This is a genomic window from Candidatus Phyllobacterium onerii (assembly GCF_028331445.1).
In the GTDB taxonomy this organism is placed as follows: domain Bacteria; phylum Pseudomonadota; class Alphaproteobacteria; order Rhizobiales; family Rhizobiaceae; genus Phyllobacterium; species Phyllobacterium onerii.
This window is the reverse complement of record NZ_JAQMHX010000032.1, coordinates 1-15588: the sequence shown is the minus strand read 5'-3', so window position 1 is coordinate 15588 and position 15588 is coordinate 1. Positions and strand designations below refer to the sequence as shown.

General features: G+C 55.0%; 19 protein-coding genes and 2 pseudogenes. 15 read left to right on the top strand and 6 right to left on the bottom strand.

The window, feature by feature from the left end; genetic code table 11:
• Positions 1-142: 142 nt before the first annotated feature.
• The 4 genes and pseudogenes from PHA01_RS29305 to PHA01_RS28950 form a co-directional block, all read left to right on the top strand.
• A pseudogene (locus PHA01_RS29305) lies at positions 143-193 on the top strand (hypothetical protein); the annotation flags it as partial.
• Between the two features lie 25 nt (positions 194-218).
• Positions 219-1277: an NRAMP family divalent metal transporter gene (locus tag PHA01_RS28960; protein WP_334312067.1), complete on the top strand. Its 1059-nt coding sequence runs from the start codon at positions 219-221 to the stop codon at positions 1275-1277.
• Positions 1278-1457: 180 nt separating this feature from the next.
• Positions 1458-1952: a YciE/YciF ferroxidase family protein gene (locus tag PHA01_RS28955; RefSeq protein WP_271899704.1), complete on the top strand. Its 495-nt coding sequence runs from the start codon at positions 1458-1460 to the stop codon at positions 1950-1952.
• Positions 1953-1957: 5 nt separating this feature from the next.
• Complete coding sequence (locus PHA01_RS28950) at positions 1958-2446, top strand: cysteine hydrolase family protein (protein WP_271899703.1); 489 nt, start codon at positions 1958-1960, stop codon at positions 2444-2446.
• A 461-nt stretch (positions 2447-2907) separates the two neighbouring features.
• Here the strand turns inward: PHA01_RS28950 and lov are convergent, their stop codons facing one another.
• On the bottom strand, positions 2908-3939 hold the full coding sequence (lov, locus tag PHA01_RS28945; protein ID WP_271899702.1) for a blue-light-activated histidine kinase: 1032 nt from the start codon (positions 3937-3939) through the stop codon (positions 2908-2910).
• Positions 3940-4538: 599 nt separating this feature from the next.
• Positions 4539-4907 (bottom strand): hypothetical protein, encoded by a 369-nt coding sequence (locus tag PHA01_RS28940; RefSeq protein WP_271899701.1) that lies wholly within the window; start codon positions 4905-4907, stop codon positions 4539-4541.
• 335 nt (positions 4908-5242) lie between these two features.
• Between PHA01_RS28940 and PHA01_RS28935 the strand changes: the two genes are divergently transcribed.
• The 3 genes from PHA01_RS28935 (at position 5243) to PHA01_RS28925 (ending at position 7581) form a co-directional block, all read left to right on the top strand.
• Positions 5243-5755, top strand: a complete 513-nt coding sequence (locus PHA01_RS28935) for a DUF4142 domain-containing protein (RefSeq protein ID WP_417021065.1) — start codon at positions 5243-5245, stop codon at positions 5753-5755.
• A 274-nt stretch (positions 5756-6029) separates the two neighbouring features.
• The gene (locus PHA01_RS28930) at positions 6030-6296 is read left to right on the top strand and encodes a hypothetical protein (RefSeq protein WP_271899699.1); all 267 of its coding nucleotides are present in this window, start codon (positions 6030-6032) and stop codon (positions 6294-6296) included.
• A gap of 307 nt (positions 6297-6603) precedes the next feature.
• Complete coding sequence (locus tag PHA01_RS28925; RefSeq protein WP_271899698.1) at positions 6604-7581, top strand: sensor histidine kinase; 978 nt, start codon at positions 6604-6606, stop codon at positions 7579-7581.
• Positions 7582-7718: 137 nt separating this feature from the next.
• On the opposite strand, the gene PHA01_RS28920 is transcribed toward PHA01_RS28925, so the two are convergent.
• Entirely contained in the window at positions 7719-8282 is a 564-nt protein-coding gene (locus PHA01_RS28920; protein WP_271899697.1) for a hypothetical protein, read from the bottom strand.
• Positions 8283-8362: 80 nt separating this feature from the next.
• Between PHA01_RS28920 and PHA01_RS28915 the strand changes: the two genes are divergently transcribed.
• The 8 genes from PHA01_RS28915 (at position 8363) to PHA01_RS28880 (ending at position 14023) form a co-directional block, all read left to right on the top strand.
• Positions 8363-8977, top strand: a complete 615-nt coding sequence (locus PHA01_RS28915) for a nutrient deprivation-induced protein (protein WP_271899696.1) — start codon at positions 8363-8365, stop codon at positions 8975-8977.
• Entirely contained in the window at positions 8970-9389 is a 420-nt protein-coding gene (locus tag PHA01_RS28910) for a phage holin family protein (protein WP_271899695.1), read from the top strand. Before PHA01_RS28915 ends, PHA01_RS28910 begins: the two co-directional genes overlap by 8 nt.
• The gene (locus PHA01_RS28905) at positions 9386-10366 is read left to right on the top strand and encodes a DUF3618 domain-containing protein (RefSeq protein ID WP_271899694.1); all 981 of its coding nucleotides are present in this window, start codon (positions 9386-9388) and stop codon (positions 10364-10366) included. Before PHA01_RS28910 ends, PHA01_RS28905 begins: the two co-directional genes overlap by 4 nt.
• A gap of 14 nt (positions 10367-10380) precedes the next feature.
• Entirely contained in the window at positions 10381-11238 is an 858-nt protein-coding gene (locus tag PHA01_RS28900) for an SDR family oxidoreductase (RefSeq protein WP_271899693.1), read from the top strand.
• A 173-nt stretch (positions 11239-11411) separates the two neighbouring features.
• Positions 11412-11810 carry a hypothetical protein gene (locus PHA01_RS28895; RefSeq protein ID WP_224514048.1) on the top strand — a complete coding sequence of 133 codons (399 nt, stop codon included), beginning with the start codon at positions 11412-11414 and terminating at the stop codon, positions 11808-11810.
• A gap of 182 nt (positions 11811-11992) precedes the next feature.
• Entirely contained in the window at positions 11993-12181 is a 189-nt protein-coding gene (locus PHA01_RS28890; RefSeq protein WP_271899692.1) for a hypothetical protein, read from the top strand.
• A 93-nt stretch (positions 12182-12274) separates the two neighbouring features.
• A complete protein-coding gene (locus PHA01_RS28885) occupies positions 12275-12502 on the top strand; it encodes a hypothetical protein (protein WP_271899691.1) in 228 nt (75 codons plus the stop codon).
• 951 nt (positions 12503-13453) lie between these two features.
• Positions 13454-14023: a pyridoxamine 5'-phosphate oxidase family protein gene (locus tag PHA01_RS28880; RefSeq protein ID WP_271899690.1), complete on the top strand. Its 570-nt coding sequence runs from the start codon at positions 13454-13456 to the stop codon at positions 14021-14023.
• 111 nt (positions 14024-14134) lie between these two features.
• Here the strand turns inward: PHA01_RS28880 and PHA01_RS28875 are convergent, their stop codons facing one another.
• The 3 genes and pseudogenes from PHA01_RS28875 to PHA01_RS28865 all read right to left on the bottom strand — a co-directional run.
• Entirely contained in the window at positions 14135-14485 is a 351-nt protein-coding gene (locus PHA01_RS28875) for a hypothetical protein (RefSeq protein ID WP_271899689.1), read from the bottom strand.
• A gap of 257 nt (positions 14486-14742) precedes the next feature.
• On the bottom strand, positions 14743-15003 hold the full coding sequence (locus PHA01_RS28870; RefSeq protein WP_271899688.1) for a hypothetical protein: 261 nt from the start codon (positions 15001-15003) through the stop codon (positions 14743-14745).
• A gap of 237 nt (positions 15004-15240) precedes the next feature.
• Positions 15241-15588 (bottom strand): annotated as a pseudogene (locus PHA01_RS28865) (hypothetical protein); the annotation flags it as partial.

Below are 15588 nucleotides of genomic sequence, written 5' to 3'. Positions count from 1 at the left end.
CCCCGTCGTCGAGCCGAGCAAACCAAGACTGCTGAGTGTCCTTGGCCTTGGCCTGACAACAGGTGCTGCCGACGACGATCCGAGCGGGATTGCCACTTCTTCGCAAACGGGTGCGCAGTTCGGTTACGGCACGGTGTGGACCATGCCTTTCTGCTATCCATTGATGGCGGCCGTCCAGATTATCACGGCGCGGCTTGGCAGAACGACAGGGCGCGGACTTGCCGGGAATATCCGGGCGATATTATCCAAGCTGGATCGTCTATGTCTGCGTTACGCTTCTTGTGATCGCCAACATCATCAATATCGGTGCCGACATTGGTGCGATGGCGGATGCGATGTCGGGACTGATCGGCGGATCAATCATTCTCTATGTGCTGATCTTTGGCGCTGTCTGCATCCTGATGCAGATATTCCTCGAATACAGACAATATGTCCGCATCCTGAAATGGCTGACACTGGCGCTTTTCACTTATATCGGCACGCTGTTCTTCGTGACGATCGATTGGATGGCCCTGCTGCACGATACGGTGTTCCCACCGATCGCATTCAACTCAGCGTATCTGACCGCCATCGTCGCCATCGTCGGCACGACGATCAGTCCCTATCTCTTTTTCTGGCAATCGTCGCAGGAAGTGGAAGACATGAGGGAAAAGCCGGAGCGCGAGCCGCTGAAGGATGCCCCCGAGCAGGCACGCGGTGCCGATCAACGCATCAACCTCGATACGCTTGTCGGCATGGGCTTTTCCACCGTCATCGCTTTGGCCATCATGGTGACAGCCGCGGCAACCCTGCATAAGAATGGCATAACCCAGATTGAAAGCTCGGCCCAGGCTGCAGAGGCGCTGAAGCCAATTGCCGGCTCCTTTGCCCAGTTTCTGTTTGTTCTTGGTATTTTGGGAACGGGTCTGCTGGCCGTTCCGGTGCTTGGCGGCTCGGCCGCTTATGGTGTCGGGGAAACCTTGAAATGGCCGACTGGTCTCAATCGCAAGCCCAAGGAAGCGAAAGCCTTCTATGCAACGATTGCGCTTGCCACGGCCATCGGTGTCGGGCTCGACTTCACGCCCATCAACCCGATGCAAGCGCTGTATTGGAGCGCGGTGATCAACGGCGTCGTCGCCGTCCCCGTCATGATCATCATGATGCGCATGGCCACCCAGCCGCGCATCATGGGTGAACAGACGATCGGTTTGACGCTCAAGATTTTTGGATGGATTGCCACCGTGTTCATGGCATTGGCGGCGATTGCGATGATCGCGACCAACGTAATCCGGTTTTGATCGCCCGACCGAAATAATGCGATGGGCGGAACGAAGAGAAAATGGCGTGGTTCGCCTGCCAGGGGGTCCGACCTGTCAACAGAAGTGTCCACGGGTGGACACAGAAGGACCTCGGGAACGCTCGCTCATTTCCTGCGTTTGGGACCTGTTATCACCGCCCGCTCAAGAGGAGACATCATTATGGCCGAAAAAACATTGGCAACTTTATTCCATGAAACGCTCAAAGACGTCTATTACGCAGAACGCAAAATTCTGAAGGCTCTTCCCAAGATGGCACGAGGCGCGACCTCGCCGAAGCTGAAGGCCGCTTTTGCGAAGCACCGCGATGAGACGGAGGTCCACGTGGAGCGTCTTCAACAGGTTTTTGACGTTCTGGGGAAGCCAGCGCGTGGCAAGACCTGCGACGCCATCGAGGGAATCCTTGCCGAAGGAGATGAGATCCTTGAGGCTTTCAAAGGGCAGGCCGCCTTGGATGCCGGGCTTGCCTCAGCGGCGCAGGCGGTCGAACATTACGAGATAGCCCGCTACGGCACATTGGCACGCTGGGCAGGCGAACTCGGACTGAAGGACGCGCAAAAGCTTCTTGTTACCACCCTGCACGAAGAGACAAAAACGGACGAAGCTTTGACCGCTTTGGCCGAAGGCTCGCTTAATTCGGCCGCTAGGGCGGCCTGATTCACTTGCTCGTCGAGCGGGACCCTGATGCAACAATCTTCACGCGGTTCTTGCCCGCGAGAAATCTTAGCGAAGCTGGGGGAGCGTGGTTCCGCTACTATCAAAAATGGGAGGGACTCATGCTCGATCGCGTCGACCCGTCAAAGGTCGACATCGTCCCCGAGCTAAAGCGCTATGCACCACCGGCCGCGATCGTGGATAAGTCCGTCTACTCCCCCTGGTTTGGCGGCAACCTAGCGACGCTTTTAAAAACCCGCGCCACCCACACGATTGTTGTAACAGGCGGCGAAACCGACGTCTGTGTGCTTTCAACCGTGCTCGGAGCGGTTGACTTTGGCTTCAGGGTGATTGTCGTTCATGACGCAGTGTGCAGTTCGTCCGACGCGGCTCATGATGCGATGCAGCTCTTCTACGGTCAACGTTTATCCCAGCAAGTCGAGACTGCTTCGACGGAAGAAGTGTTGGATAGCTGGGGTGCGCGCCGTCGTGTGTAAGCTGGCGAAGCAGCTTGATGGCGATACGGCCGGCTGTTAGCAATCAATGGCGGTCGCTGTAAATGCATCCCACTGCGCGATTGTGAAGCGCGCCCTTGGTTGTCAGATAGGGTTTCGAGAAATCCAAATCGCCGCGTCCTGCAATTAAGGCGTTGTTCACTTGTCGCTTGAGCGCCGAGCTTTTCCCTGTCCCTTGCCAATGATTGACATCATGCCGATGATTGCGCATATCGCCGGATGCGCAAGAGGAAGTACCGGGAGCCAAAAAACTTCGATCACAGGTTTCCTGGAGCGTAGCCATATTGCTGCATCATTCCCGGGCAAGCGTCCTGGCACCTTTCTTCGATCATCGCAACCGCCCGCAACGATGCTTCGCACACCCTCGTCAAAGAACCGTGCTTGGCTCTTCGGGGCGCTGAATGACAGCTCCGAAAATAGGCTGGGTGCGGCGAAAACTCCAATCAGCTTTTCATGGGTACGAGGATATCAACGACAACGCCGTCATCGGACCATTCTCGCTCAACCTTGCCAAGAAGCTGCTTTTCAATCATCGCACCGACCATGGCCGTACCAAAACCGGGCTGACGATCGGACGAGGGGGTACGGCCCCCGGTTTCTTCCCAACGAAGTTTGAAGCCGCCTTGTCCCGGTACTTCCTGCCAATGGATGTGCAACCGGCCCGACGGGGCACTCAGTGACCCGTGTACGGCCGCGTTGATGAGCAATTCATGCACGACAAGTGCCAAAGGTTGGACAATCATCGCCGGAACGAGAATCTCCGGTCCTTCCATCGAGACGCGTTCACTCGAGAAGGATTCGATTTGACGCTTGATGATCTCCCCAAGCTCAATCTCTTGCCAGCCGCGCTCGGCGAGCAGAACATGGGCATGCGACAAAGCCTGAATTCGCTGCTGAATGGATGCTGCATACAAGGCGGCATCGTCGGATCGGCTCAGCCTGACGATGCCTTCGACCACGGCCAATACATTCTTGGCGCGATGATCGACTTCCTTGAGCAGCCGATGTTCCGTCGCTTCAAGGTACTGTACCTTGCGGTATTCGGTGACGTCGAGCTGCGAGCCGAAGTAATAGAGCAATCGCCCGTCGTCATCGCGTATTGGACTGAGATGCAGCTGGTTCCAAAACGCCGACCCGTCCTTTCGATAGTTCAATAATTCTATGTTGGCTTCGCGTTCCTGAGACACCGCAAATCGAACTTCGGCAACTGCAGCGAGCGATGTCCCCGGTCCCTGAAGAAAGCGGCAATTTTGCCCGACCACCTCTTCGGCGCTGTAGCCTGTCAGCTCAAGGAAGGCTTGATTGGCAAGCACGATGGGGAAATCCAGCTGCCGGGCGTCGGTCACTACCATGGGCATGCGGGTACGCTCGAATGCGCTTGCGGCAAGCTCCTTGCGGTCCAGGTATCCTCGTTGCGAAGACGCGGCCGGGCGGTCACCATGCAGTTTCACTGATCGACGCTTGCTGTCGGACAATCTACAAACACCCTTCTATTAAAGCCAAAGCCAGAACGTTTTCCAATCCAAATGGTTTCCGGCGCCATGCAGTTGGCTGGACTACCGTCACTGAATTTTTCCGTCGGCAACTTTGGCCATGCCATGGCCCGTTTGGGAATGATTTTTGTTGCGTACGGGGAACGATTTCGCGGCGCCGAAGTTGGTGGTGGAATTCCTTTGGGACCATTCTGATGTCAGACCATGATAATGACTTGAACAAGAGGAAACAGTTCCGTAATTTTAAGGAACAAGTGAGTATGCGCGAGTTTAGAGAAGCGCTGCGATCCCGATATAAGCTTCCGATCGCATCCGATCGGATGTTCGAAGATCTGTTGAGGAAATTGGATGAGGCGGATAGCCACACGGATCAGGAACGTGGCTTTCGTCGACCATGGCCGGGTGTCAGGAAGTATCCACCAATGGCTCGTCACTGACTTGAGCTGAAGAGAACGAAGCTTCTCCGGCGATACCGCAAATTCCGCCACCGTGCTCAACATGTTCATCGACGTTCAAAATTCGCCGCGTAGAGTTGTTGTCGCCACTGTTTTGGTGCTCCTTTCGCCTTGTCTTTATCTTCCTTACGGCTGCGCGTTTGGCGGATTTTTTGTCTGGCTGTCGCCGCCGGTCCCCGTTTGCGGTGTGGGATCCTTGTCTACCGGCGCATTCGCATTCGGCAGGTCTGGGGAAGGACTTGTAACGTCACCAGGCTGGGCATTTTGACCAGCCGGCGTATTTTCCTGATTTGTTTGTGAGGCATTGTTATCGGTGCTCTCGCCATAAATTTCGGCGACACCCCACGCTATTGCAGCTAAGAATAGCCCCCCGATCAACACCATCAGTATCGGTTTGCCAAGAAGACCCTGACGCGCCTCTCTGGCTGTTTCCCGGACCGGAGGTTGTGAATTTTTGTCCATCGCGTTCATCCTTTTCGTGTTGAAGGTGAACATGCTGGACGTTCGATGGTTCCACCGAGGCACAACGTCTCTCTTGCTTTCGTGCCTATTTGCATCCGGAACGAAGAACGGCGCCTCATATTGTAGGACCTGAGACGGCCGACAAAACCTTAACAGGACCATGCTGTCGAACCGAGGATCATCAGCAGCCTTGGCAAAGCCACGCGCGAAGCGGTGTTGATGGCACCGTGTTTTCGCGGTCCCGAGATGGAGACGACGAAGCCACCTCAGCAAAATGTATTCATCTGGGCTAGCGAGCGAGGAACATTGCAGCAATTAGGACGTTGGGGGGACAGAAAAACAGGAGAACCGCCGTGAAACCATTTGCTATGACTGCGCTTGCTATCCTCTTGGCCAGCCCCGCCTTTGCCCAGTCGGCTACTGAAAAAACAGGAGTTAACTCTTTGATAGGCGTTGCACCTACGACAGAGGATTTCGTACTGAAGGCCGCGACGAGTGACATGTTCGAGATCGAGTCGAGCAAGCTTGCTGTCGAGCGTGCCGACGCCCCGACAAAAACGTTTGCGCAGCAGATGGTTGCAGATCATCAGAAAACAACCGATGAAATGAAACAGCTGGTTGATGGTGGCAAGGTCAAGGCCGCACTTCCAACCTCCATGACCGAAGCGCAGCAGGAAACGCTCGACAAACTAAAGGGTTTGCAGGGTGCGGATTTTACCGAACAATATCATGCGGACCAGGTGTCCGCTCACAAGGATGCGGTCGATCTGTTCAAACGCTATGGCGATGAGGGCGAGAACGCTGACCTGAAGGCCTGGGCCGCAAAAACTCGTCCAGCTTTGGAACACCATCTGATGATGGCTGAGGATTTAAACAAGTAGAGTTTGGTCACACGCTGCCCTGCAAAGGGAGGTAATATGACCAAAATACCTGGGAAAGACGAGGTTCACCGCGAGCGGATGCCAAGGGGCAGTATGCCCGCATCAGGCATGGCCCGACCGATGATGGTATGGCAAGCGCAAACCCCCGCGTGCTGTCCGGTAAATCTGGCGGCGATGCCACCTTCAACAACGATGCGAAAGAGAATGAACGCGATGGGCGAGCACCCGCCAAGTAGTTGCAGGCCGCAAAGTCAACAGAGCGAGGAAAGAGAGGATGACCGACAGCAAAACGACAACTGATCACAAGACGATCCAGCGCTGGGCGGAAGAGCGAAAGGGCGTTCCATCTAAAGTCGCGGAAAGCGGAGAAGGCGGTATCCTGCGTATTGATTTCGGTGAGCCGGAAGAAGGTCTAGAGAAGATTTCGTCGAACGACTTTTTCCAGGTTTTTGACGAACGAAAGCTGGCTTTCCTTTATCAGGACAAGACTGCGGATGGAAAAATGAGCCGCTTTAACAAATCTATCTCCAAGGATCAGTGACAGGCCTGTGTTGGCTCTGAGATTCGTTCGGAACTATTGGAAAAACGCGGTTCATCTTTGCCTGACAGCTTGTTCTTCGCCGCCCATGATGTTCCGACGACACAAACATCCGCAGGTGTGGTCTCTCGACCGGGAGGCCAAAGTGGAATAGTGGGATAAACAGGGTGATGCTCAGCGCTTACTCTAGAGGCAGGTTTGGCGATATTTTGCATGAGTATCCTCGTCCGGCCACATCGTTTTGCGTTGAAGTTTTTCTGTTGCACATTTGGTTCCTCGGGAACTGTCAAGTCGTTAAGGATGCTGCCTAATGACGAACAGAGGTATCGCGGAAATGGTTCTCGAGAGCGCGATCGATTACGCCATTATCACTGCTGACCTTTCCGGCAATGTCACCTCGTGGAGCACCGGCGCTGAGAATATCTTTGGCTGGACCGAGGATGAGGTGTTGGGACTGCCCGCCGATATCATCTTCACGAGCGATGACCGTGCGCACAATATTCCCGGCAAAGAACTGGCAAACGCGCTGCAAAACGGCCGAGCGACTGATGAGCGTTGGCATGTGCGCAAGGATGGCTCCAGGTTTTGGGCAAGCGGTGAAATGCTGCGACTTCATGACGACGGTGCCGCAGAAGGCTTTCTCAAGATCGTTCGCGACCGAACGCAGCAAAAGCGGGCGGTGGAGCTACAGTCGATGTTGAGTCAGGAACTGAGCCATCGGTTGAAGAACCAGCTGGCAATGGTCCAGGGCATCGTCAATCAGTCTCTACGCCGAGCGGATAATATCGAGGCCGCCCGCCTTTCGATCAGCCAGCGTCTTGGAGTTCTGGGACGAGCGCACGACTTGTTATTGACGGGATATGGCGAACGGATCGCAGTTCGTACCTTGATCGAAAGGGCGATCAATCTCGATCAGGACGGGCGCAGCAGTCAGTTCAGTCTCAAAGGGCCCGAGATACAGGTGGGTCCCCAGTCGGCGTTGTCCTTGGCGATGCTGCTGCACGAACTCACAACCAATGCCTTCAAGTATGGCGCTCTTTCTACCTCGCAAGGCCAGATATCCGTTGTATGGGGGATCGCGGAAATGAATGAGGAACCGGCATTCAAACTTGATTGGAGGGAAACGAACGGGCCGCCGGTTGTGGAACCAACCGTCGAGGGTCTCGGCACCAGGCTGGTAAAAAGCGGCATCGCAGGCACGCCGAACCAGGTCGATTTGGAGTATGCCATTGAGGGGTTAAGATGTACGGTATTGGCGCAGCTTGAAGGATTCCAGGCTGATCCGTAGGTGTCTCTTCGCGTCAGTAACCGGTGTCCGCCGCATCCTCATTCGCACGAGACAATCAATGTCAGGTCAGCAAGGAGCAGATCGGTAGATAGCGCATTCCCGGCATAGGTGATGCATGGGAGCTGCTGCCTGCTCGCCTAAGGCTTGAGAATGCCTTCGCCCTCGAGCCCCACAATATTGGCGTCGTCGTCCTGCTCCTCAAGCAGTGGGTTTTTTGGGGCAAGCGGCCCTTCCGGCTGATCAGGAGTGGTTGAGAAATCCGTTCCCGAGGCGCTCGCCATTTGAGCACTTGAAGATTTCTGTCGTTCCCCGGCATCATACGGAGGCAAATCCCCTCGCACCCCGCTTTCGTCTATTTGGTCGAGCAAGCGCTCTGCCTGACGAATGAGCTCGTCTTCGCCGACACCGACAGAATTGGGCTCGGACAGATCAACCAAAGCCCGTTTTCCATCCTCGTAGACAAACTCGACGGTATGGCCGCCACCGCCTTCTCGAGCAATAATATGTCTTTTTATGATCCTCATGAAAAGGCATCCTCCGTTATCTGCAATCAACCATCGCTCAGGACTTTTGTTCCAGCGATTGTGAATCGCGGCGGGGCGTCGCCGAAATGTGAAATGACAGTCGCTCATTCGCGTTGGACAGAAGCTCTCGCCCAGCCTCTTCCAGCGACCCGAAAACCGTGCTCCGATGACGATCATTCGAAACGGCCACGTCACTCGTCTTAATTTCAAAAATCCAAACAACGACCGGGAACTTTTACCTCCATCTAAAGTTCGTGATGCAATTCAACATCGCGTACCAACCGCGGCGACTGGAGGAAACGATGCAAGACCATTCTCACAAAGAGACGAGATCTCGATCTGGTGCGTCTGCTCATGGCGATCAGCCGGATGCTATTTCCGGGACTATAGAAACCAAGCCATCATTTGGTGATCTGAGGCGCAAAGCCTCCGATGATTTTGGCAGCGTAAAAGACAAGGCCAAAGAGCAGCTGCAGGAAGCTTCCGGCAAAGTCGAAGAAGTCGCATCCAAGCAAAAGAATATTGCAGCCCGCTATGCTGCCTCGATCGGGACAGCCTTGGAAAAGGTCGGCGCAGAGATGCAATCCGGAGAAGACGCACAGGTAGGCAAGTATGCCCGGGAACTCGGCTCGACGGTTAAATCCTATGCAAAGGAAATTGAGGACCGTGAACTCAGAGAAGTTGCAAATATGGCGGGGGATTTCGGTCGGCGGCAACCGTTGGCCTTTCTTGGGGTCGCGGCACTCGCCGGACTTGCAGCAAGCCGCTTTTTGACAGCCTCTGCCCACAGACGCCCTACCGGGGAATCGACGGCCAATCCCACCGAGGCGCGTAGCCAAAGTGATCAATGGAGGAGAAACGTAAATGACTGACGTCAACGAGAGCAGGCCGTTGCCTGAGCTAGTCCGTGGGCTGATCACAGACGTCACTGGACTGGTCCGCAAGGAACTGAATCTTGCCAAGACGGAGGCATCCGAAAGTTTCACCAGGGCACTGAGTGGGATCGAGATACTGGCTGCTGGAGTGATATTTGCGATTGGCGCGCTTGGCGTTCTCTTGAGTGCGCTCGTAACCGGACTGACCACCATCCTCGTCTCGCAAGGTGTCACTGAACCAAGTGCGAATGCCCTCTCGGCGCTCATCGTCGCCACCGTAATCGGAGTCATTGCCTGGGCTTTAATATCCAAAGGCATTTCCGCTCTGCGTGGCAGCAACTGGAAAATGGAGCGCACCACTACTTCACTGGGCAATGACGCCAATGTCATCAAGGAGAAAATGTCATGACCCTGACTGCCGACAAACCCAATGCAGCCGAGATCCAGCGAGACATCGAAAGCGATCGTCGTCGCATTGAAGAGCGAATTGACGCCATCCAGGAAAAGATGTCTCCGGGGCAACTGATCGATGAAGTGCTTGGCTACGTAAAGAGCAGCGGTGGTGGGGAATATGCTGCCAACTTGGGTAGCGCTATCAAGGCAAACCCGATCCCCATGGCTCTAATGGGAGTGAGTTTAGCTTGGCTAATGACTGGACAAAACAGTCAGTGGACAAACGCCGATAAGGCTAGGGACTCGGATCTATATCCTCTGGCAATAGTCACCGGCGAAGTCCGCCGTACCGGACCGATACAAGAAGAAGGAGGGATGTCCTACAGCCACTTTGCCGACGCGGCTGGCAACCGTTTCAAAGCGCTGACTGATACAGTAGGCAAACGCGCCGGCTATTTCATTGACGAAAGCGGCAGAAGCTACCGCGGTTTTGCAGATGCGGCTGGAAATCGTGTTACAAGCATCAAGGACGAAGCTGGTGCAATGCTGGATGATGCGTCCGGTTGGATCTCCGACACGTGGCAGCAAGTAAGTGACACGGCGCACGATCTTTCCGACAAGGTTGCCGACAAAGCCCGTCAATTCAGTCATACGTCTGCTTCCGCCGGTCGTGTGTTCCAAGATCAAACGACAAGGCTGAACGAGTCAATTCTGGCGCATTTCAGAGATCAGCCTTTGGTGGGCGGCGCTCTCGCGTTCGCCGTTGGAGCGGCGATCGGAGCGGCTCTCCCACCCACACAAGTTGAGGATTCTGTCGCGGGAGAGGCCGCGGAAAGTGTCAAAGACAGTATCTCCGATAAGGCAGAAGACATTCTCGACAAGGGCAAGGAGGCTGCGTCAGACATCTATGATCAGACTGCGGCCGTGGTCGACGACGCGTATGAAGCAGCAAGCGGGCGTATAAAGGATGCGACGTCAGCCGACCATACTTGAAATGAGGTACTGAGATGTCTGACTATCCAACTCCACCATTTCCGTCACAAGAACAACCCATTCCCGGCCACACAGGTTCGATGCGGCCTATTCCTGATCACGGGGAGTTATCCTATAAAGGTAGCAACCGTCTTAAGGACATGCGCGCTGTCATCACCGGCGGCGACAGCGGTATCGGCCGGGCTGTCGCTATCGCGTATGCGCGCGAAGGCGCAGACATCTTGATTGCTTATCTCAATGAAGACGAGGATGCCCGAGAAACGAAACGGCTCGTTGAAGAGGCGGGGCGAAAAGCGGTGCTCCTCGCAGGCGATATCCAGTCGCCCGAGCAGTGCCGTTTAATTATTGACCGCGCCATAAGCGAACTCGGCGGCATCGATATCCTCGTAAACAATGCTGCCCATCAAAAGACTTTCGAGAAAATAGAAGATATCTCTGACGAGGAGTGGGAGCTGACGTTTAAGGTCAATATTCATGCCATGTTCTACCTCACAAAGGCCGCTGTGCCGCACATGAGACCAGGCAGCGCTATCATCAACACGACGTCGATTAATGCCGACACCCCCAATCCTTCGCTGCTCGCATATGCGACGACAAAAGGTGCAATTCAGAACTTTACGGCCGGCCTGGCACAGCTTCTTGCCGAAAAGGGGATCCGTGCCAATTCGGTCGCACCGGGGCCGATTTGGACTCCCCTCATACCATCTACTATGCCAAAGGATGCGGTGGAAAGCTTCGGGAACCAGGTTCCGATGAAACGACCCGGGCAACCGGCTGAACTTGCAACTGCTTACGTGATGCTCGCGGACCCGCTATCTAGCTACGTATCCGGAGCTACAATCGCCGTAACAGGCGGCAAACCGATTTTGTAACGTTCAACGTGCCCCTGGTAAAACAATAATTACCCTTCGACGCATGGTAGGCGTTCGATGAGGGATAGGCAGTAAAATGACAAAGGTCAGTTTTCGTTCACCGTAGGTCGAATCCCCATAAAGGAATTGATTTATCGACGCCGTTGGCCGCAAACGACAGGAACTTTCCCTTCATGAAACGGTTTCGTCGCAAGGCACCTATGGAGGAGATCGAGATGAAACCAATTGCTTCAATTTTTGTCGCGGCAGCCATTTCAGCAATGGCAATAACGTCCGCTATGGCCGATTGCCCGGACGCAGCGAAGAAAGACACCCAAGCGGGCATAGCGAAGGACGGCACGAAAGCCCCGATGCAGGACAGTGCGAATAGCACGACCCAAACAGGGGCGGCGAGTGTGGGCACCACGACAAGCTCCAGCACGGCAGCCAAAACGGAGCAAAAGTCCGGTGACACGATGCCCATGGCGGCGGACAAAAATCAGGCAACATCGCAGCAGGATGTCCAGGCTCAGCAGAAGGGCGACAAGACTGCTGCCGCTTCGGCCGATGCCGACAAGGACTGCAAAAGCTAAAGTTGGCAACCGTTGGACACGTAGACCATTACGCTTCCAACGGTTGAAGGTCCCATAGACAATTGCTTGGCGGCAGAGTCTGTCCGCTGCCTCCCAAAAGCCATGCGGCGGCTGACGAGAGGTGGCGGAAGAAGGCACAATCTAACCGTTGAGCCCAGCGAAGTAAGCAAGGAGGAAAGGCGATGGGTATCGAGCAAGCTCCAACAGAAAAAGGCAAGCAGGCCGCGCGCGGATTGAGAAAGAGCGCCGCAGCGGATGAGAAGAAGGTCGAAGCGCAAAAAGGTTCTGACCTTGCCAAGGGTGCAGATCGTTTTGAGGAGCGTTCGGAAAGCGCCGACGGCAAGAGCGCGGGAAAAAAGCAAGGCCTTTGATCGCGATTCCGATCTTTACCAATTCGGGCGCTAGAGGTGCCGAGACGGTCGAATGATTGATGCCGAAGTCGCACGATTCTATGGAGATGGGTGATGCTGAAGGCTCTTGGTGCAATTTTGTTGGTTGCTGGCGTGCTCTATTCGGCTTGGGCAGCGCTCAGTGGACGCAGGCTGAGCCGAGCACCTCAATCGCCAGACAATCAAAGCTCACCCTCCTTGGAACCTCGCGGGCAGGGGCTGAAGTTCCTCGGATTGACGAGAAACATTCCGGCGATAGTTGTGATTGTGGTTGGCGGCATCTTGCTGCTTTATGCTGACTGAATGCCCATCGGTCCTCAATGCCTACCGCTGGGACCCGAGGGGAAGTCTATCGGTGACAAGCCCTGTATAGAGCGGACCTTCTTCGCAGTCGTCACGGAAAGATTGGTCCACACGTCCGCTATTGATCCAGCGTCGTCCCTTAAGTCGTCGTCGATATCGTTGGCGCTCTCCATTTCCTCCATGATCCGATCAAATGTCTGTGCGCGCCTTGCTCCACGACGCGGTAAAGCCCGCTAGCCTCGGCAACGCGCAAATCAGGGATTTCCAGAGTTTGTTTCACGTCGTCCGCGATCAGGTTCGCGAACTCCGCCTGCTCTTGCAGTGTTGGCATCCAATCGATGGTCATGATTTGCCGAGACCAGTTGCTCAGGGGCGGCTATGCCAAGCTCGTTTGAGAGTATAATCCAACTACCGGAACGAGATCCAAGGGTTCAAGGCGACTTTGTCCGCGTAGCCTGGATGCTCCGACAATACCATTCCATTCCATGCGCTTGTCAAATCGAGACGTTGGCCAAGTTGGTATCCTGCGCCGATGCAGCAAAAATCGATGCCATGCCGCGGTGCGGAAACGTCGTTCCGGCTCGTTGGCACGCCTAGGAGTCAGCTGGAGCGTTTGCCGAACACATAGGGAAATACCACTCCAAGCGCGCGGAGGCGACGGATTTAGCTAATGCCCTATATAAAAACGAAAGGTGAGGCCCGACGCGGGGTTCAATGGGCGGTGACACGCCGAGCCTCTGCCGAAGAGGTCCCCCGCTCTCCGACAGGCCTACGAACTCCGATAGCAAAATATTGTTCCGATAGATCCATTGCCAGGCACTTGGTGAGGCTTGTTCGGGGGTCCCGCTTTCTTGTCGTGCCTCTGCAGCCAAAGTTCTCAAGCAGCCACAAATTCGGTTCTGATGCTGCGAAGAACGCAATAGAAATCTCCCAGCGCGACACCGGATCTGCGTGCGCCATTCTTATCAGCTTAAACGGCAGGAACTTTTTCTCGCTCCGGACAGTTTACAATCCGATTTCAGAAAGGATCGGAAGATGACAACCCCACAAGAACTGCAGCAAAAATTCTGGAAAACGCTCAAATCTGACATGACAATGATGTTGGGTTTGGTGGGGGTGGAAGAGAGCCATACGCGACCTATGACGGCCCAGGTAGAGGGAGATCATGGACCCATCTTCTTCTTTACTTCGACCGAAAGCTCGCTTGTCCAAAACCTTGGAGAACACAGCCGTGCCGTTGCAACCTTCGCCGCAAAAGGCCACGATCTTTTTGCTTCCGTTCATGGATCGGTTGCTGTTCACAACGATCGCGCCACAATCGATCGACTGTGGAACGCCTTTGTGGCGGCGTGGTACGAGCACGGAAAAGACGATCCCAAACTTGTTCTGCTCCGCTTCGAGGCGGACCGCGCTGAAATATGGTTGAACGGATCGAGTATTCTGGCCGGTATCAAAGTGCTTATAGGAGTTGATCCGAAGGCGGACTATAAGAAAGATGTGGCCGACGTCACTTTGAGCTGATCCCTCAGAAGTGCCCTGTCACCAGTTGCGAAAATTTATCGCGAGCTTTTTCCCCCACAACATGTCGAGAGCACGCTGCCGGCTTGCACCTGTTCATCTGTTGCGGTGTCGTCACAAAACTGCCCAAGCAAGCATCGGTTCTGCGGGCAAAATGATCGTAAGTGATTTGCCAAGAGCGCTGTTGGAAGATCTTTCCTCGCCAATCCAATGGAAGCTGTCGGCAGTGATCTCGGTGAAACGCCATCGAGCTTTCAGGCCACGCCAGTCGTCGCCGATCTGAACAATGCCCTTACTCTCGGCCCGTCCGATCTGGCGCGAGTAATCTTGGTTGAGCGGGTCACTCCAGATGATATGCCGGCCGCCAATGCCTGGATCGAAGATGCGCAAAGTCGTACCATCCATGGTGGACGGAGCAGGTCGTTTTGGCTTGATCCGGATATCCTGGATGGCGCGACCTTCCAACGCCCAGCCGAAATGGATTTCTCCAGTCGATCCTTAGGTTGTGCCATCGTCGAGATAGCGGATGGTTTCCATTTCCCAGCTTCCGATTAACCAACCATATAGGTCCAATTCTTTCGCCCGGTCGGTTGGCAGAGCTTCGCATGCGACAGCAGCGAGAAACAGAGATATCGTCATAGTCAAACGACCCTTTATTCTTGGCCAGCCGAGGGATGAGGAGTTAAGCACAGCCCTCCTGACAGGCATCCGTCAGGAGACGCTCAGTATTCTTCGCCGTCGCCTCCAAGGTTTAGAAATCCCGTCGGCATGATCGTCGTACCGGTCTTCTCGCCGCGACATGACGCAATCATGTCGTTGTAGCTGGCCACGGTTGCTTTGATCAGACTTGCCAACAGAGGATCAAATCTTGATAAGCTACGCCTCGACTGCGGAATCATACCTTTGTCCGGTGGCACGACATTTTCTTCTGGCGCCTTGAGCGCGTGCCAGTAACAAAGCCGGTATCCCCATTCTTTCTTCATGACGCTCGAAGATAATTGCGCGCAATGCTACACCGCCGCTCGTTGAGCAGAGCAGTGCTCCTTAAAAACAGTGTTCTTACAGAGGCGTCGGAACCAATCAATCGCCATGTAATGAGTTCTTCCCAAGTGAATGGCGGGAGCACACTCCCGCCTTAGCCGTATTCATCTCTCATCCAACCTCGCGACGGAGCCGTTCTGCTGTCCATTCGTGGGCGGAACGCAGATCATCTGAACTCGTCAGGTGACACGGGCCCTATCTGATGCCGACAGGTGAAGTGTTTCGTCATCATCGCGCTGGCTGCCGCCGAGAGTTGCGGCAACGCTTGCGATAAATGCACCCAGCAGCAATGAGAACGCTGCCATGAACGCCGCCGCGGCTGCGGCCTTTCTTGCGCTGTCTGCTGCCTCGGCTGCCGAGTTCTTTGCAGCATCTGCCCGTGCGAGAACGGCATCTACGCGTGCCTTCGCATCCGCCTCGTTCAGGCCGCTGCGCGCCGCAACCAATTGATCAAGGTACGTGCGATCTTCGGGAGGGAGCGTTCCGGTAGCTGCGGAGTTCAACAAGATGCGCGAAACCTCAGCACT

Bases quoted from the DNA above. Each gene is read 5' to 3' on its own strand.
- PHA01_RS28920 (WP_271899697.1), bottom strand. From the start codon at position 8,282: ATGATCGTCATCGGAGCACGGTTTTCGGGTCGCTGGAAGAGGCTGGGC.
- PHA01_RS28890 (WP_271899692.1), top strand. From the start codon at position 11,993: ATGGGTATCGAGCAAGCTCCAACAGAAAAAGGCAAGCAGGCCGCGCGC.
- PHA01_RS28925 (WP_271899698.1), top strand. From the start codon at position 6,604: ATGACGAACAGAGGTATCGCGGAAATGGTTCTCGAGAGCGCGATCGAT.
- PHA01_RS28935 (WP_417021065.1), top strand. From the start codon at position 5,243: ATGACTGCGCTTGCTATCCTCTTGGCCAGCCCCGCCTTTGCCCAGTCG.
- PHA01_RS28910 (WP_271899695.1), top strand. From the start codon at position 8,970: ATGACTGACGTCAACGAGAGCAGGCCGTTGCCTGAGCTAGTCCGTGGG.
- PHA01_RS28885 (WP_271899691.1), top strand. From the start codon at position 12,275: ATGCTGAAGGCTCTTGGTGCAATTTTGTTGGTTGCTGGCGTGCTCTAT.
- PHA01_RS28895 (WP_224514048.1), top strand. From the start codon at position 11,412: ATGAAACGGTTTCGTCGCAAGGCACCTATGGAGGAGATCGAGATGAAA.
- PHA01_RS28915 (WP_271899696.1), top strand. From the start codon at position 8,363: ATGCAATTCAACATCGCGTACCAACCGCGGCGACTGGAGGAAACGATG.
- PHA01_RS28930 (WP_271899699.1), top strand. From the start codon at position 6,030: ATGACCGACAGCAAAACGACAACTGATCACAAGACGATCCAGCGCTGG.
- PHA01_RS28955 (WP_271899704.1), top strand. From the start codon at position 1,458: ATGGCCGAAAAAACATTGGCAACTTTATTCCATGAAACGCTCAAAGAC.
- PHA01_RS28870 (WP_271899688.1), bottom strand. From the start codon at position 15,003: ATGAAGAAAGAATGGGGATACCGGCTTTGTTACTGGCACGCGCTCAAG.
- PHA01_RS28905 (WP_271899694.1), top strand. From the start codon at position 9,386: ATGACCCTGACTGCCGACAAACCCAATGCAGCCGAGATCCAGCGAGAC.
- PHA01_RS28900 (WP_271899693.1), top strand. From the start codon at position 10,381: ATGTCTGACTATCCAACTCCACCATTTCCGTCACAAGAACAACCCATT.
- PHA01_RS28940 (WP_271899701.1), bottom strand. From the start codon at position 4,907: ATGTTCACCTTCAACACGAAAAGGATGAACGCGATGGACAAAAATTCA.